The following is a 16,651-nucleotide window of genomic DNA, read 5'->3' as shown; positions in this document are numbered from 1 at the left end:
CTCATGCCTGCACCAATGGGCCAGGGTTCTTCAGGTACTGGTCCTTGATGGCCTGGGCCGAAAAGAGGGTCAGTGCACCAATCAACGCCGTGGGGTTGGCCTGGAAGTTCTGTGGGAAAGCGTTGCCACCGGGTACGAAGACATTGTGTACGTCCCAGCTCTGCAGGTAGCGGTTGAGCGCGCTGGTACGGGGAGAGTCGCCCATGACCGCACCGCCGACGTTATGGGTGGAGACGTACTTGGTGATGTCCCAGTGGTCGTCCATGCCCAGGTAGTTCTCGCTGTAGCTGTCCGGACCGAGTTCTCGTGTGATGTCGCGCACGATGCCGCGCAGGTACTGCTGCAATTTCAGCTCATTGGGCTTCCAGTCGAAGGTGATGCGCAGCAGCGGCTGACCCCAGGGGTCTTTGTAGGTGGGGTCGAGGTCGACATAATGCCCGCGGTAGGACATGCAGCCGGTGGAAATGCTGACTTTCATCGAATGCCCGTACCAGTCCTGCATGCCTTCCTTCCAGCCCTGCCCCCACTGGGGCGTACCGGCGGGCAGCGAGGTGCCGATCGGGGCGCCGCTGGCCTGTGAACTATGGATCTTGGCGCCGCCGATGATGCCCAGCCCCGGGCCGTCGAAGTTGCCCGGAGAGATGTCGTTGAACATGCGCCCGGTGGCACCGGCAGTGGCGAAGGGGTTGAAGCGCCGGTCCTTGAAGAACAAGGTGGTGTCGCCCACGCTCAGGTAGGCGTAATTGCGGCCCACCACCCCTTCCCCGCTGATGGGATCGTAGGGTTTGCCGATGCCGGAAAGCAGCATCAGGCGCACGTTGACGAACTGGAAGGCGGCCAGCACGACGATGCGCGCGGGCTGGAACACTTCGTTGCCCTGGCCGTCCACGTAAGTGATGCCCCGCGCGGTCTTGCCGTCGGGGTGCAACTCGACCCTGAGCACGTTGGCGTTGACCCGGTAGTCGAAGTTGTCCATGCGCTTGAGGGCATCGAGTACCGCCGTTTGCGGCGACGCCTTCGAATAGTTCAGGCAGGGATACTTGCTGCAGAAGCCGCAGTAGTTGCACGGTGCGATCTGGTTGCCGTAGGGGTTCTTCCATGCCCGCGAAACGTTCGCCGACGGGTTGGGAAACGGGTGATAGCCCAGCTTGCGTGCCGCCTGGTCGAACATCGTGCAGTTCAGGGTGTCCTGCAGGGCCGGCAACGGGAAGGGACTGGAGCGCGGGCCTTCGAAGGGGTCGCCGTCGACCATGATCTGCCCACCGAGATTGCCGGTGTTGCCGGACAGGCCGCAGATCTTGTCGAAACGGTCCAGGAAGGGTTCGATTTCCTCCCAGGTGAAGGGGTAGTCCTGGATCTGCATGTCCGCCGGCAGCGTGCCCGGGGCGTAGGCCTGGTCGGCGTAGGTCTTGAGCTTGAGGTCGGTGGGCGTCGGGCGGATCAGCACGCCGGTCCAGTGCAGGCCCGAGCCGCCGACGCCGGTGCCGGGCACGAACGCGCCCCACTGCCGGGTCGGCAGAGCGGTGGCCTGGAGGCCGTGGCGTACGGTGAGTGCGCCGTCACGTGGCGCGAGCATGATCTTGTTGCGGATGCCATAGGCATATTGGTCGGCCGGTTTGGGATAGCTGAAGTCGGCATTGCGACGATCTTCCCCACGCTCGAAGGCGCGTACCTTCAACCCGGCCTGGGCCAACTCGATACTCATCAGCGAGCCGGTCCAACCCAGGCCGACCACGGCCACGTCGACTTCATCGTTGGTTAGCGTTGCCATGGATACCCCTTGCTTGCAAAGACGTGAATGCGGTTCATGCGCGATCTCCGGACAGGCTCACCGGCCCCAGCGGATAGACCACCTCGTGCTGCGCGACCCATTCCAGGTAGCTGGCGCGTGCGCCGGGGAAGCCGATGGCGACCCAGGCCTTCATGCCCTTGTTGCCGCCATAGATCGGATCGGCCAGCCAGCCCTGTCGGGTCAGGTTGAGCAATTCGGTGAAGAACAGCGGGCTGCTGAGCAAGGGTTCGCCGTGTTCGGCGAAGTCGATCTCGCCCTTTTGCAGGCGCCCGAGCATCTGTTCGCGGGCGCCGAGACTCAGCAGGGCGAAGGGATGGCCGTAGTTCATCACGGCAGCGTGCTCGACGGCCGAGATGCCCTTCTGGAAGATCTGCTGGAGGGTGTAGGGCAGCTGATAGCCGAGGGTGGCAGGCGCTTGGGCGTCGAACGGGCCTTGCAGGTAGACCTCGCTGCCCAGTCCCGCGGCGAGTTGCTGGTCGATGAAGATCGGCACGTTGGTTTCCAGGGCGCCGGGGCCACGACCGTCTGCGGGAATCAGGCGGTCGCAGGCGGCAGTGATGAAGGTCCACTCGGAGCGACTGAAGAACGTTGGTGTGTAGCTTTCCAGACTGGGCGCGATCATCTCGGCGGCCATGGCGGCGCTCAGGCCATTGACGGCCACGCCCATTGCCGGGAGCGCGATCAGCGAGGACAGCAGGAACTTGCGCCGCGAGGATTGTTTGGCTGAAAGCATCGGGTTCACCTGTGACGAGCCGCGCACGGCGTGCACGTCTGCGCAGCTCCACAGGTGAGGAGGCTGGGATCGGAAACGTCAGGCCATGCGCTTCGAAAACGGTGCGCCGCAGACTCTGTGGCCGGCTGGCGCAGTCAGTTACAAAATGTTACTCACAGGTGGACCGCTTCGCTTGCTGCAACGTTCCGTCAGCCTTGCTGCACGCAGCGATTACAGCGTCTGCTCCAGCGACAGGGGAATGCGAAGAGGGGCCAGCGGCCCTTCGCGCTGGCCGCACATCTCGTCATGCACCACATGCTGCACCAGCCAGCAGGGCAACGGTGGGGTGTGGGCCAGAAGTTGGCGCAGTTCGGTGGTCGAGCGCAGGCGCATTACCTCGCCCTGCGCGTCGTGCAGCGACTGCGGCCCCTGCGTGGTGAGCGCACGCAAGACATAGAACCCGCCCTCCAGCGAAAGCAGCTCCAGTTCCTGAATACCCCCGGATGCCGCCATTTCGTTCAGCTTGTCGATGTTCATGGGAACCTCGCGGATGGTGAATGAAAGCGCTCGACTGTAAAGTTGTACACGCTTGATTATTTGTACAGGCTAGACCAGATTAATTCCCTGAATCTTCAACCACGCACAGGAGAAGGGCATGGCACTGATCGCAGGTTTGACGGGCCAGGCCACGGTGCTGGTATGTGGCGCCAGTCGCGGCATCGGCCTGGCGCTGTGCGAGCAGCTGCTGGCCCGCGATGATGTCCACCGCCTGTTCGCAGTGGCGCGCCAGGCCACCGGCAGCGAAGGCCTGCGCTCATTGGCCCTGCAGTACCCCTCGCGTATTCGCCTGCTGGACTGCGACGCTCGGGATGAATGGGCGCTGGCCGCGCTGGCGAGTACCGTGGGCGCCGAGCGCCCTCATCTGCACCTGGTGCTGTGCACCCTGGGCGTGCTCGACGAAGGCCCGGCACGGGCGGAAAAGTCGCTGGCGCAACTGGACATGGCCAGCCTGCAGGCCACGTTCGCAAGCAACAGTTTCGCGCCAATCCTGCTGCTCAAGCACCTCATGCCCTTGCTGCGCAGGCAGCCGACGACCTTCGCGGCGCTCTCCGCGCGAGTCGGTTCCATCGGGGACAACCGGCTAGGTGGCTGGTACAGCTACCGCGCCAGCAAGGCCGCCCTCAACCAACTGCTGCGCACGGCCAGCATCGAGCTGCGCCGGCTCAATGCCCAGGCCACGGTGCTGGCACTGCACCCCGGTACCACCGATACGCAACTGTCACGGCCGTATCAGGCGAACGTACCGAACGACAAGCTGTTCGACACGACCTTCACCGCCGAGCGTTTGCTGGCGCTGATCGCCCGACACGGGCCGGCGGACAGCGGCAGTTTCCTGGCCTGGGACGACCAGCCGATCCCCTGGTGATCGGGGCTGGAACCTATGGCGCGAGGCCGCAGTCATTGTGCTCAGACACCTTGATCGCGAGGAGCTCACGCGGCCATTCAAGTCACTGAACCGTACGCATCGCGCTTGGACCGATTCACGGCGGGCTCGCTTCCTGCGACCTCGCCGCTCCTGGGCCTCACCGAGACGCCATCTTGGACAACAGCACTCCACTCGCTTCCCATCAACGCGGCCTCGATTGGCTGAATTTCTTCCTGGCCGACGTGCGCGACGGCCTGGGCCCCTACCTGGCCATCTATCTGCTGGCAGTGCACCAGTGGCAACCGGCAAGCATCGGCCTGGTGATGACCCTCGCCGGCGTCGCGGCGCTGCTGGCGCAGACGCCGGCAGGCGCTTTGATCGACCGGACCCCGGCCAAACGGGCCGTGGTAGTGGTCGCCGCCCTGCTGGTGACCGGCAGTTGCCTGCTGCTGCCGCTAATCTCCTCCTTCACCCTGGTGGCGCTGACCCAGACCATCAGCGCCTTGGCGGGGTCGGTGTTCGCGCCGGCCATCGCCGCCATTTCTCTGGGCATCACCGGGCCCAAGGCGTTCACCCGCCGGGTCGGGCGCAATGAAACCTTCAACCATGCCGGCAATGCGTTCTCGGCGATGCTGGCCGGCGGCCTGGCCTACCTCTTCGGGCCGGTAGTGGTGTTCTACCTGATGGCGGTGATGACGGTCGCCAGCATTGTCGCGGTCAGCCGCATACCGGCGACGGCGATCGATCATCAGGTGGCGCGAGGCCTGAACCATGGCGCGGCCGGCGACGACACACCCGCTGGGCTGAAACTGCTGCTGCACAACCGCACGCTGCTGCTGTTCGCCGTGTGCTGTGCACTGTTCCACCTGGCCAATGCCGCGATGCTGCCGCTGGTGAGCCAGAAGCTCTCCCAGGTGGACTTGCGCCTGGCGACGCCGCTGACGTCCGCGTGCATCGTCGCCGCGCAACTGGTGATGGTGCCCATGGCGCTACTGGTGGGCGCCAAGGCCGAGCACTGGGGGCGCAAACCCTTCCTGCTGGCCGGTTTCCTGATCCTGCCGCTGCGCGGCGCCTTGTACGTGCTGTCGGACAATCCTTTCTGGCTGGTGGGGGTGCAATTGCTCGACGGTATCGGCGCGGGCATTTTTGGCGCGCTGTTTCCGATCATCGTCAAGGACCTGACGGAGGGCACCGGGCGCTTCAACGTCAGCCTGGGCGCGCTGACGGCGATCTTCAGCCTCGGCGCTGCGCTGAGCCCGGGCGTCGCGGGCCTGGTGGTGCAATCGGCGGGGTACGATGCCGCCTTCCTCACCTTGGCGGGCATCGCCGCTGCGGCCTTCGTGCTGGTGCTGGTGGCGCTGCCGGAAACCCATCCCCGTTCCGCTGGTGCATCGACCCCGATGCCCACTGCCGCTGGAAACTGAACGATTCATGAGCGTCCCTTCGACCACGTTGATCATCTGGGGGGTGGCCGCACTGGCCACCTGTGGCGTCATCCTGCGACCGTGGCGAGTCCCCGAGTATGTCTGGGCCGTGGCCGGCGCCCTGCTGCTGACGCTGTGCGGCCTGATGCCCTGGCCATCGGCGCTGCACGCAGTGGCCGAGGGCGGGGACGTCTACCTGTTCCTGATCGGGATGATGCTGCTGGCCGAAGTCGCCCGGCAGGAAGGCCTGTTCGACTGGCTGGCGCGCTACGCCGTGGTGCATGCCCGGGGATCGGGGCAGCGCCTGTTCGACCTGGTGTTTCTGGTCGGCACGCTGGTCACGGTGTTCCTGTCCAACGACGCGACGGCCGTGGTCCTGACGCCGGCCGTGTATGCCGCCTGCCGGGCGGCCAAGGCCGAACCCCTACCCTACCTGTTCATCTGCGCCTTCATCGCCAACGCCGCCAGCTTCGTGCTGCCGATCTCCAACCCGGCCAACCTGGTGGTGTTCGGCAGCCAGATGCCGCCGTTGCTGGAGTGGCTGCGACAGTTCGCCCTGCCCTCTGTCGTGGCCATCCTGCTGACCTATCTGGCGCTGCGCCTGAGCCAGCGTCGGCAGATTCGCCGACCCCTGGCGCCGAGCATCGACCCCCAGCCGCTGTCACGCGGCGCGCAACTGTGCGCTGCGGGCATCGTGCTGACCGGTGCCTCGCTGCTGCTGGCATCGGCCCTGGACAAACCGCTGGGATTGCCGACCTTCTGCGCCGGGGTGGCGACCACCGCGCTCATCCACCTGAGTGGGCGCCGCAGCCCGGTACCGGTGCTACGGCAGGTGGCCTGGGGGGTGCTGCCACTGGTGGCGGGCCTGTTCGTGCTGGTCGAAGCGGTGGCCCAGACCGGGGTCATACGCGAGTTGGCCCATGCTCTGGCCGCGCTGGCCGAGGCATCGCCGACTCAGGCGACCTGGGCGGCGGGCATCGGGGTAGCGGTGGCGAGCAACCTGATGAACAACCTGCCGACTGGATTGATCGCAGGCTCCATGGGACAGCTGGCCGACCTGCCGCAGTCGACCACGGCAGCCTTGCTGATCGGCGTAGATCTGGGGCCGAACCTTTCCATCACTGGATCGCTGGCGACTTTGTTGTGGCTGGTGGCGATTCGTCGTGAAGGCGAGCAAGTGGGTGCCTGGCAGTTCCTGCGCCTGGGCCTGGTGGTGACGCCTGCGGCGTTGCTCGGAGCGCTCTTGGCCTTGTCGATCTGAGGCGTCGGGTGCTTGGCCAGAGGGCAACACGAAGCCAGGCACCTGCACTGATGAATTTTTTTCAGTGATGTGTGGAATTAATGCCAGAGAAGTGAATTCGATTAATCAATACAGTGGAGTGCCTTTGTAACGAGCCTTGTCATGTCCGCTACCTGCGCCTCCCCCACCGCTGCATCTACCTCCCGGCACACGTCCCTGAGCATCGCGATTCTGGCCTTCTCGGCCTTTCTGATCGTCACCACCGAGTTTCTGATCGTCGGCCTGCTGCCGGCGATCGCCAGGGACCTGCACCTGTCGATCTCCGCCACGGGTCAGTTGGTAACCTTGTTCGCCTTCACCGTGATGCTACTCGGTCCACCGCTGACCGCGGCCCTCTCGCACCTGGATCGCAAGAAACTATTCGTGACCATCCTGTGCGTGTTCGCCGCCGCCAACGGCCTGGCAGCGATGGCCGAGAACTTCACGGTACTGGCACTGGCGCGGATCGTTCCTGCCATGGCGCTGCCCGTGTTCTGGGGCACCGCGAGCGAAACCGCCGGGCAGCTTGCCGGCCCTGAACACGCTGGACGTGCCGTGGCCAGGGTGTATCTGGGCATCTCGGCGGCCATGCTGCTGGGCATTCCGCTGGGCACCGTGGCCTCGACCCTGATCGGCTGGCGCGGCTCGTTCTGGCTGCTCGCCGGCCTGTCGCTGCTGATGGCCATCGCCCTGTGGTGGCTGATGCCCTCGGTGGCCCGCACGGCCAAGCTGGATCTGCGCCAGCAGGCGAAGATCTTCAAGGACCCGTACTTCGTGGCCAATGTGCTGCTGTCGGTGGTGGTGTTCACGGCCATGTTCGTCGGCTACACCTACCTGGCCGACCTGCTGGAGCGGGTCGCCGGTATTCCTGCAGCGCAGGTGGGCTGGTGGCTGATGGGCTTCGGCGCCGTCGGGCTGATCGGCAACTGGCTGGGCGGCAAGCTGGTGGACCGCTCGCCGCTGAACGCGACGCGCACCTTCCTGGTGCTGCTGGCCCTGGGCATGGCGGCGCTGGTGCCTGCGGCGCAGTCGACGCTGCTGCTGTGCGCCGTGCTGGCGCTCTGGGGCATCGCCAACACGGCGCTGTATCCGATCTGCCAGGTGCGGGTGATGGCCTGTGTGTCCCAGGCCAAGGCTCTGGCGGGTACCGCCAACGTATCGGCGGCCAACGCCGGTATCGGCCTGGGTGCGATCATCGGGGCGGCGACGATCTCGAACCTGGGCACCGCATACATCGGCTATGTAGCGGCCGGTGTGGCCGTGCTGGCGCTGGTCTCGCTGCCGCTGGTGCGCAGGCTGGCGCACTGAAGGCATAGCTCAAGCGCGTTCATCGGCCTGTGGGCTGCGGATGCCGTGGGCACACAGGCGCGGCGTCAGATAGTCGAGCAGTGCCTGCACCTTGGGCAGGTTCTCGCGACGCTTGAGCCACACCAGGTTGATCGGTAGACCATCGGTCGCCAGGTCGGGCAGCACCTGCGTCAGGGCACCCTGCGTCATGTGCCGCTGGGTAAGCCAGGTCGGCAACTGGGCGATGCCCAGGCCCGCCAGCACAGCCGCCACCTCGCCTTCACCATCGCCCACGGCGATGCGCGCCTGCGGGCTGCGTCGTTCCATGTCGCCGGGCTGAGGCCCCTTCATGTACCAGGGGCCGACCCCGCCATCACGCTGGCCATAGACCACGCACGCATGCCCGAGCAACTCGGCTGCCGTGCGCGGTTCACCCTGGCGCTGGAGATACGCCGGTGCGGCGCAGAACACCATGCGCTGGGCGCCGAGAAAGCGGTGGCCGAGGCTGGCTGGCCAGACGTCCGGCCCACCGATGCGCACGACGATGTCGATGCCTTCGGTCACGGGATCGACGAAGCGATCGGTGAACGAGACGTGCGGCTCCACTTTGGGAAAGCGCTGGACGAAGTCGAGGATCAGCGGCAGCACGTGCAGGCGTCCGAACGACGCTGGCAGGTCGATGCGTACCCTGCCCTGGGGCGCTTCGCTGGCGATGCTCAGCGCCGTCTCGGCTTCCTCCAATTCACCCAGCACCGCAGTGCAGGTCCGGTAGTAGGTGCTGCCGGCCTCGGTCAGCGCCAGTGTGCGCGTGGTGCGACTGAACAGCTTGAGCCCCAGCCGCGCTTCCAGACGGGCCACGCTCTTGCTCACGGCCGAGGCCGTGAGGTTCAGGCGCTCGGCCGCCGCCGTGAAGCTGGCGCACTCGGCCACCGCGACGAAGACGTCCAGGCCCTTGAGGCGTTCAGACGAATGCATGGCAGGCTTCACCTCGGGCGAGTTGACGGCGCCTCACTCCACGCCCTCCATCACGCCCTGGTCCTCTCCGAGGAAGCCGCCGCTCTGATGGCGCCACAGCCGCGCATAGGTGCCGTTACGGGCCAACAGCTCGGCGTGGGTGCCCTGCTCGACGATGCGCCCCTCGTCCATCACGACCAACCGGTCCATCGCGGCGATGGTCGACAGTCGGTGGGCGATGGCGATCACGGTCTTGCCCTGCATCATTTCGTCCAGGCTTTCCTGGATCGCCACTTCCACTTCCGAATCCAGCGCACTGGTGGCTTCGTCGAGCAGCAGGATCGGGGCGTTCTTGAGCATCACCCGGGCGATCGCCACGCGCTGGCGCTGGCCACCGGAGAGCTTGATGCCACGTTCGCCGACCAGGGTGTCGTAGCCGCTGTGGCCGTCGCGATCACTGAGCTGGCTGATGAAGCCGTCGGCCTGGGCGTCGATGGCCGCCTGGCGGATCTGCGCCTCGGTCGCGTCCGGACGGCCGTAGGCGATGTTGTCGCGGATCGAGCGGTGCAGCAGCGAGGTGTCCTGGGTCACCATGCCGATGGCGCTGCGCAGGCTGTCCTGGGTCACCTTGGCGATGTCCTGGCCATCGATGCGGATCTGCCCGCTGTCCACGTCATGGAAACGCAGCAGGAGGTTGATCAGTGTGGATTTACCGGCGCCGGAGCGGCCGACCAGGCCGATTTTCTCGCCGGCGCGGATGTCCAGGCTCAGGCCGTCCAGCACTTGGCGCTCGCCGTTGTAGTTGAAGCGCACCTGGTCGAAGCTCACCGCACCACCCCGGGTCTCAAGCACCGCGGCATCCGGCGCGTCCTGCACCTTGGGGCCGGTGGTGAGGGTGGCCATACCGTCCTGCACCGTGCCGATGCTTTCGAACAGCGAGGTCATCTGCCACATGATCCAGTGCGACATGCCGTTGATGCGCAGGGCCATGGCGGTGATCGCCGCGACGGCGCCAACGCCGATCTCACCCTGATGCCAGAGCCACAGCGAGTACCCGGCCGCGCTCATGATCAGCCCGACCACCAGCGCCTCGTTGACGATCTCGAACTGGCTCACCAGGCGCATCTGGCGGAACCCGGTCTGCTTGAAGTCTTCCATCGCCGCACGGGCGAAGTGCGCCTCGCGCCTGGAATGGGAGAACAGCTTGACCGTGGTGATGTTGGTGTAGGCGTCCGAGATGCGCCCGGTCATGGACGAGCGGGCATCGGCCTGCTGCTGGCCGACATCGCCCAGACGCGGCACGAAGTACCACATGGTCAGGCCGAACACCACCACCCAGCCCAGGAACGGCAGCATCAGCTTCAGCGCGAAGCCGCCGGCCAGGGCGATGATGGCCACGAAATAGACACCGATGCCAGGCAGCACCTCGATCAGGGTGAACAGCACCTCGCGCACGGCCAGCGCGGTCTGCATCACCTTGGTGGTAACCCTTCCCGAGAACTCGTCGGAGAAGAACGACAGGCTCTGGCGCAGCATCAGCCGATGGAAATCCCAGCGCAGGCGCAGCGGCAGGTTGATGGCCAGCACCTGGTGCTGAATCATCGTGCGCGCGGCCACCAGGAACACACTGGCCACCAGGATCGCACCCACACCCCACAGCACGTGGCTCTGCTGCTCGGTCAGCGCGCCGCCGACTTGCCAGTCGCCGAGCAGGTCGACCACCTGGCCGAGAAAGGAGAACAGCCACGCCTCGTAGATGGAGAACGCTGCGCTGAGCAGGGCCAGGGCCAGGATGTAACCGCGCGCGCCGCGGGTGCAGGCCCAGATGAAGCGCGCCAGGCCCATGGGCGGCGGCGGTGCTTCATCGGGCGGGAATGGATCTAGCCAGCGCTCCAGGACACGCAGCATGAAGGTCTCCAGACAGATGAAAAGACAGGATGATGCCAGACAGCGCGGACGCAGACTGTAGGTGAATTGTTAACCGTGGCCGTCAACCGAGCTGGATGTACAGTGCGTAGCCGCCCAGGGTCAGCCAGAACACCAGGAAAATCCACGGTGTGCGCAGGGAGAACAGCAGCGACTTTCGGTGCGAGGCCTGGGAGGTCTCGGTTTCGCTGAACAGCGGCGATTCGTCGTAGGCCAGCCCCATCAATGGCTCGCTGCGCAGCAGGTGGCTCTGCTTGAGCTGCCAGTGCTCGATGATCTTGAACGCGGCGCGGATGCCCGGCCAGGCATTGAGCGAGCTGAGTACACCCAGCAGTGCCAGGAATGGGGGGACCAGCAAGGTGAACATCTGCCCCCAGCTCTCGTTCAGATTGCTCATGGCCGAGACGAAGGCGATGACCAGAAACGACTGGGCGGTGAGGTAGGCGTCGGTGCGGTTGGCCAGGATGCTGGTTTCGTACTGGATTTCGCGGCGGTAGAAGTCCAGGCGCTCCTTGGGCGAGCCGAACATGCGTGCTTCGGACTCGCTCCTGATCTCATGCTCGGGAGTGCTCGGGGTGATGATGCGCGGCACGTGATCGCTCCTGATCGTGGCCCTGTTGGATAAGGGATAGAGCCGATCGTTCGGCAAAGATTCAGCCGGCGATGGCGATCGACCGTCCGTCGTGGCGATCGGGCATCCGGTTCAACGCTCGGGATGGCCGTCTCTCGAACCCTTACGGACCTTTCCATCTGCAGGAGTGACAACCATGCGCGACTACCCGACCCCACCCTTCCCTTCCCAGCCGCAGACAGTGCCCGGTGCGCAAGACAAGATGCAGCCCGTGCCCGATTGTGGCGAGCAGAGCTACACCGGCCATGGCCGGCTGGCGGGCAAGAAAGCCTTGATCACCGGTGGCGACAGCGGCATCGGCCGGGCCGTGGCCATCGCCTATGCCCGCGAAGGCGCGGACGTGGCCATCGCCTACCTGGACGAGCATGAGGACGCCCAGGACACCGCCCGCCATGTCGAGGCAGCCGGCCGCGAGTGTCTGCTGCTGCCGGGAGACCTTGCGCACAAGGCGCACTGTGAGCACATCGTGGCCAAGACCGTGGAGCGGTTCGGCCGGATCGACATCCTGGTCAACAATGCCGCGTTCCAGATGTCCCACGACAGCCTGGACGAGATCGATGACGAGGAATGGGTCAAGACCTTCGACATCAACATCACGGCGATCTTCCGCATCTGCAAGGCGGCGTTGCCGTCCATGCCGCGGGGCAGTTCGATCATCAACACCAGTTCGGTGAATTCTGACGATCCGTCGCCGAGCCTGTTGGCCTATGCCACCACCAAGGGCGCCATCGCCAACTTCACCGCCGGCCTGGCGCAGATGCTGGGTGAACAGGGGATCCGCGTGAACAGCGTAGCGCCAGGGCCGATCTGGACGCCGCTGATTCCGGCGACCATGCCGGACGAGGCAGTGCGAAACTTCGGTTCGAAGACGCCCTTGGGGCGTCCGGGCCAACCGGTGGAAGTGTCGCCTATCTATGTACTGCTGGGCTCGGATGAGAGCAGCTACATCTCGGGTTCGCGCTATGCCGTCACGGGCGGCAAGCCGATCCTGTAAGCACACGCCTGGACGTCTCGGGGCCGCGATGGACCCCGAGTCGGTCCTGTCCAAGCCGGATGGACGATGGATCAGTAATACGCGTTTTCTTTCTGAGTGTGGTCGGTCACGTCACGCACGCCCTTGAGTTCGGGAATGCGTTCGAGCAGCGTGCGCTCGATGCCGTCCTTGAGCGTGACGTCGGCCTGGCCACAGCCCTGGCAGCCGCCGCCGAACTGCAAGACGGCGATGCCATCCTCCACCACGTCGATCAGGCTGACCTGGCCGCCATGGCTGGCCAGGCCGGGATTGATCTCGGTTTGCAGGTAGTAGTTGATACGCTCGTTGATCGGGCTGTCCTCGTTGACCATCGGCACCTTGGCGTTCGGCGCCTTGATGGTCAGCTGCCCGCCCATGCGATCGGTGGCGTAGTCGACCAGCGCGTCCTCCAGGAACGGCTCGCTTACCGCGTCGATGTACGCAGTGAAACTCTTGAGGCCCACCGGCAGATCGTCGGGCTTTTCCTCGCCCGGCTTGCAGTAGGCGATGCAGGTCTCGGCGTACTGGGTGCCCGGCTGGGTGATGAAGACGCGGATGCCGATCCCGGGCGTGTTCTGCTTGGAAAGCAGATCGGCCAGATAATCATGGGCGGCGTCGGTAATGGTTATAGCGCTCATGGAAGTTCCTCACAGACTTGCCGTGCAGTGTACGCCAAAGGCCGGCATCGGACAAAGTCCTAGTATTTGACTCGGGATAACGCAGGCGCTGGTTGCGGGGCGTTGCCCACGGCCAGCCTTGCCTTGAGGCGTCGGTACAGGCCGCATTCCAGCCATTGATAGCTGAACCAGGACAACAGGCCGATCGCCGGCACGCACACGGCGAAGACCAGGTACGGGTTCAGCTGCAGCCGCTGGCTGGCGAACCAGCCGGCCCACAGCACCAGCACATGGATCAGGTACACCGAGTAGGAACAGTCGCCGAGGGTCTTGAGCACTCGATTGCCGCGAAAATACGGTTCGAGCGAGACGAATGCCATCACCACCAGCGCGCTGGGCAGTCCCCAGTGCAGCAGGCGTTCGGAGGCATCGAGCAGGTACAGCGCGCAGCCGGCGGCGGCCAGCACCGCCAGTGGCAGCCACAGCCCCTCGCGGATCAGCCCCCGGCGATACAGCACGCCCAGGCCGATACCCAGCACGAATTCGTAGATGATGTCGTTGTTGTAGAAGCGGCTGAGCACGCCCAGCCGTCCCAGCACTTCGCTGACCAGCAACAGCGCGGCCGTGACCAGGATCAGGTGATGACGCTGACGAACCAGGAAGGCCAGGCCGAACAGCAGGTAGAAGAACATCTCGAAGTTCAGTGTCCAGCCGACGTTGAGCGTGGGATAGAGCCCATAGCCGCCTGGGTTCTCGGACGGGATGAACAGCAGGGACAGCAGCAGGTGCTGCCAGTCGAACACCTGATGCGGCATCCAGCGGCTGACGCACAACAGCATCAAGGCCATGAGCAAGGTGTAGAACCAGTACGCTGGCACGATGCGCAGCACCCGGTTGAGCAGGAACTCGCGCGGGGCGATGTCCTTGTCGCGGGTCGACAGGTAGATCACCAGGCCGCTGATGACGAAGAAGATGTCCACCCCCACCGCGCCCCGGTCGGCGAGCAGGCGGCCGATGGGGCCGGTGGCATGGAAGTCGAAGAAGATCTGCATGAAGTGATGGCACACCACCACCCAAGCGGCGAATGCGCGCAGCGCCTGAAGCGAATACAGCATGGGTTGTCCTGCGGTTGTCGGTGCATTCAGGCCCGCATGGGCAAGCGCCTGGCGCCTGCCCCTGCGGGCCACCCACCTGTCCGACCGCAGTCAGCCGGCAAAGGTCCCGCTCATAGATTCTCGTAGCGATTCATGTCCAGCACCCCCGTCTCCACCGGATCGGTTTCCTCGATGAATTTACTCAGGTCATGGAAGTACTCCCAGAACTGCGGATGACTGCGGCGCACGCCCCAGCGCTGGACGATGGCATCGAACTTGCCGGTGTCGTCACGTGCCGCCTCCAGGTCCTCGACGAACTCGGTGACCTCGTTGGCGGGGATGTTGAACATGAAGTTCGGGTAGCTGCTGAGCACCCCGGGGTACAGGGTAAGGGTGTCCAGCCCGGGCTGGTAACGGTACGCCTCGCCAAGCAGGAAGGCGACGTTGCTGTGGGCCCGGTTGCGCAGCAGGCTGTACACCTGGCGCTGCCCGTCCTGCCCGACGATGCGCAGCATAGTCGCCTCGGGCAACTGGCCGATCACCTTCAGCCCGGCGGCCGGACGCGAGACCAGGCGGCTCAGGGACTGCTCGACGTTGCGGAACTCCTCGTTCATCTGCGGCCGCGAGCAGTAGGCGCCGGTGCAGCGGTTGATCGGATCGGGGGCGACGTTGAGGCTGGCGCTGCGTTGCAGCAGCTTGAGGCCGAAATCGCGCTCGGCATGGTGCTCGCTCAGTTGCAGGCCGCTGGGCGTGTCGGTATCGATGTCGGTGTAGTCCAGCCACATCTTGACCTTGCCGCTGTTCTGGTACCAGTCGTCGAGAATCGCGCCCCGTTTGCTGGCCGGCATCAGGCGCAGGAAGTTGACCTCGGCGCCGTTGCGGATCAGGTCGAAGTACAGGCGGGTCTGCAACTGGTGGGACAGGTTGCCGAAGACGTCGAAATTCACCGCCAGTTGGTAATAGGTGCGCTCCAGCAGGGGGTAATCGAACAGCCACATGGTCAGGGGCACGTCGCCGATCAGGCCCTTGCTCACCGACGCGCTGTCGAAATGACGGAAAATGCTCAGCAAGGCATTGTCATTGCCGGTCCACAGGGTCGACCAGTTCGGTGGCGGCACCTGGGCGTAGGCCTCGCGGCGCAAGGTCTCGTAATCGTTGCGCTTGTCGCGGTAGGCGCGCCACAGGCTCAGCACGCTGCCGACGTCGTCGATCTGTCCGGGCATGGCCAGCAAGGGCGTGGCCTGGCCACGGTACACGGCGTCGGTGACGTAGAGGTCATGGGCGGGATCCTGGAACAGCGCCCAGAAGTTGTCGCGGATCACGTCGGTGGCGATCTGGCCACGACACACCGGTCCGCGGATGAAGGTGCGCACGAAGTACTCGGCATTGTCGAGCATGAACTGGTAGCGCGCCTGGGCCGGAATCGCCTCGAAGGTTTCGAAGGGATTGGCGCGGCGCTGCGGGCCGTAGCCCGGCAAGGCGTCGGTGTGCCAGTTGCCGCTGTAGAACAGCTGCTTGACCCGTGCCAGCTTCTGCGGGCCCATTGCATAGGTGATGTGGGTCTTGTGCACGATCACGCCCTGCACGGGCATGAGGCGGTAGTAGAAGTCGCTGCCGGGGGGATCGTTGGGGCGCCGGCTGGCGATCAGGTCCACTGGCTGGCCGCTGGGCGTGCGCGAGCGCACCCACTGGAAGAAGTGGCCGGGCTCGCCGCCCTCGAAATGCACATGAGCCAGGAACAGGTGCTCGTAGAGCCAGCGCCCGACCAGGGCTTCGCTCGCGCCGGGGCGGTTGAGCAGCGCTTCCCAGTCGGCGATCTGCCGGGCCTCGCGGGCATTGGGCTGGATCGGCTGCGACTCCACCGGCGCACCGGCGGCCAGCCAGCGTTGCAGGGTCTGGTGTTCCTGGTCGGTCAGGCCGGTGACCGCCAGGGGCATGCCCTCCTTGGGATGAGCGCCGGCATAGGCATCGAACTCATGGGGCAAGGGGCACATGTTGTTGCGATCGAGCCCCAGGACGATCTCGTCCGGCAGCTTGGCGTTGGGCACCAAGGGCGTCTTGTGGCCCAGTTCGAGCATGCGCGCCATCAGCGCGGCCTGGCTGCCCTGGGCATCGAGCACCGAATAGAACCCTTTCTTGCGCCACGCCGCCTCGCCCTGGGCATCGTAGAAGATGCGCGTGGTCGGCACCGCTTCGCTGCGCTCACCCTGGTACACCGGCACTTTCGATGCACCGCGCTGGGCACCTTCGCCACTGCCGAGGTTGAGCTGGCAGGCAGCGTCGTTGCAGGCGTGGCAGGCCACGCACTTCTGGGTGAGGATTGGCTGGATATCCCGAGTGTAGGAAATGCTAGGGCTCGAGGTCGGTGTCTGCGCACAGGCGGCGCCGCCGATCAGCAAGGCGAAGGCGGCGGCGATGAAGCTGGGCAGCCTGGAGGCTGCGTTCTGGTTCATGAAGGCTGTCACGATGGTCTGCGTATCCGTTGGTTCTGCGCTGG

General features: G+C 65.3%; 14 protein-coding genes. 5 read left to right on the top strand and 9 right to left on the bottom strand.

Annotated elements, in window-relative coordinates; translation table 11 throughout:
* Nucleotide 1: 1 nt before the first annotated feature.
* The 3 genes from IAE34_RS06195 to IAE34_RS06185 form a co-directional block, all read right to left on the bottom strand.
* Nucleotides 2-1,771: a GMC family oxidoreductase gene (locus IAE34_RS06195; protein WP_200137990.1), complete on the bottom strand. Its 1,770-nt coding sequence runs from the start codon at nucleotides 1,769-1,771 to the stop codon at nucleotides 2-4.
* A gap of 34 nt (nucleotides 1,772-1,805) precedes the next feature.
* On the bottom strand, nucleotides 1,806-2,525 hold the full coding sequence (locus IAE34_RS06190) for a gluconate 2-dehydrogenase subunit 3 family protein (RefSeq protein ID WP_200137989.1): 720 nt from the start codon (nucleotides 2,523-2,525) through the stop codon (nucleotides 1,806-1,808).
* A 210-nt stretch (nucleotides 2,526-2,735) separates the two neighbouring features.
* Complete coding sequence (locus IAE34_RS06185; RefSeq protein ID WP_200137988.1) at nucleotides 2,736-3,041, bottom strand: DUF6482 family protein; 306 nt, start codon at nucleotides 3,039-3,041, stop codon at nucleotides 2,736-2,738.
* A 118-nt stretch (nucleotides 3,042-3,159) separates the two neighbouring features.
* Here IAE34_RS06185 and IAE34_RS06180 point away from each other — a divergent pair, with 118 nt between their 5' ends.
* From IAE34_RS06180 to IAE34_RS06165, 4 genes are all read left to right on the top strand, one after another.
* Complete coding sequence (locus IAE34_RS06180) at nucleotides 3,160-3,930, top strand: SDR family NAD(P)-dependent oxidoreductase (RefSeq protein WP_200137987.1); 771 nt, start codon at nucleotides 3,160-3,162, stop codon at nucleotides 3,928-3,930.
* Between the two features lie 173 nt (nucleotides 3,931-4,103).
* Complete coding sequence (locus tag IAE34_RS06175; protein ID WP_200137986.1) at nucleotides 4,104-5,354, top strand: MFS transporter; 1,251 nt, start codon at nucleotides 4,104-4,106, stop codon at nucleotides 5,352-5,354.
* 7 nt (nucleotides 5,355-5,361) lie between these two features.
* Nucleotides 5,362-6,615, top strand: a complete 1,254-nt coding sequence (locus IAE34_RS06170) for an arsenic transporter (protein WP_200137985.1) — start codon at nucleotides 5,362-5,364, stop codon at nucleotides 6,613-6,615.
* A 141-nt stretch (nucleotides 6,616-6,756) separates the two neighbouring features.
* Nucleotides 6,757-7,941 carry an MFS transporter gene (locus IAE34_RS06165; RefSeq protein WP_200137984.1) on the top strand — a complete coding sequence of 395 codons (1,185 nt, stop codon included), beginning with the start codon at nucleotides 6,757-6,759 and terminating at the stop codon, nucleotides 7,939-7,941.
* Nucleotides 7,942-7,950: 9 nt separating this feature from the next.
* Here the strand turns inward: IAE34_RS06165 and IAE34_RS06160 are convergent, their stop codons facing one another.
* The 3 genes from IAE34_RS06160 to IAE34_RS06150 all read right to left on the bottom strand — a co-directional run bounded on the left by IAE34_RS06160 (nucleotide 7,951) and on the right by IAE34_RS06150 (nucleotide 11,392).
* On the bottom strand, nucleotides 7,951-8,895 hold the full coding sequence (locus IAE34_RS06160) for a LysR substrate-binding domain-containing protein (RefSeq protein ID WP_200137983.1): 945 nt from the start codon (nucleotides 8,893-8,895) through the stop codon (nucleotides 7,951-7,953).
* Between the two features lie 33 nt (nucleotides 8,896-8,928).
* Entirely contained in the window at nucleotides 8,929-10,782 is a 1,854-nt protein-coding gene (locus tag IAE34_RS06155) for an ABC transporter ATP-binding protein (RefSeq protein WP_200137982.1), read from the bottom strand.
* An 82-nt stretch (nucleotides 10,783-10,864) separates the two neighbouring features.
* On the bottom strand, nucleotides 10,865-11,392 hold the full coding sequence (locus IAE34_RS06150; protein WP_200137981.1) for a hypothetical protein: 528 nt from the start codon (nucleotides 11,390-11,392) through the stop codon (nucleotides 10,865-10,867).
* A gap of 175 nt (nucleotides 11,393-11,567) precedes the next feature.
* On the opposite strand from IAE34_RS06150, the gene IAE34_RS06145 reads away from it, so the two are divergent.
* The gene (locus IAE34_RS06145) at nucleotides 11,568-12,425 is read left to right on the top strand and encodes an SDR family oxidoreductase (RefSeq protein WP_200137980.1); all 858 of its coding nucleotides are present in this window, start codon (nucleotides 11,568-11,570) and stop codon (nucleotides 12,423-12,425) included.
* Between the two features lie 71 nt (nucleotides 12,426-12,496).
* Here IAE34_RS06145 and nfuA read toward each other — a convergent pair whose 3' ends face one another.
* The 3 genes from nfuA to IAE34_RS06130 form a co-directional block, all read right to left on the bottom strand.
* On the bottom strand, nucleotides 12,497-13,081 hold the full coding sequence (nfuA, locus tag IAE34_RS06140) for a Fe-S biogenesis protein NfuA (protein ID WP_200137979.1): 585 nt from the start codon (nucleotides 13,079-13,081) through the stop codon (nucleotides 12,497-12,499).
* A 59-nt stretch (nucleotides 13,082-13,140) separates the two neighbouring features.
* On the bottom strand, nucleotides 13,141-14,175 hold the full coding sequence (locus tag IAE34_RS06135) for an acyltransferase family protein (RefSeq protein ID WP_200137978.1): 1,035 nt from the start codon (nucleotides 14,173-14,175) through the stop codon (nucleotides 13,141-13,143).
* A gap of 110 nt (nucleotides 14,176-14,285) precedes the next feature.
* Entirely contained in the window at nucleotides 14,286-16,607 is a 2,322-nt protein-coding gene (locus IAE34_RS06130) for a fatty acid cis/trans isomerase (protein WP_200137977.1), read from the bottom strand.
* Nucleotides 16,608-16,651 lie beyond the last annotated feature (44 nt).

The organism is Pseudomonas sp. S30, from assembly GCF_016518545.1.
Classification (GTDB): domain Bacteria; phylum Pseudomonadota; class Gammaproteobacteria; order Pseudomonadales; family Pseudomonadaceae; genus Aquipseudomonas.
The sequence above is the reverse complement of the archived record's forward strand: the minus strand, read 5'-3'. Positions and strand labels throughout refer to the sequence as shown.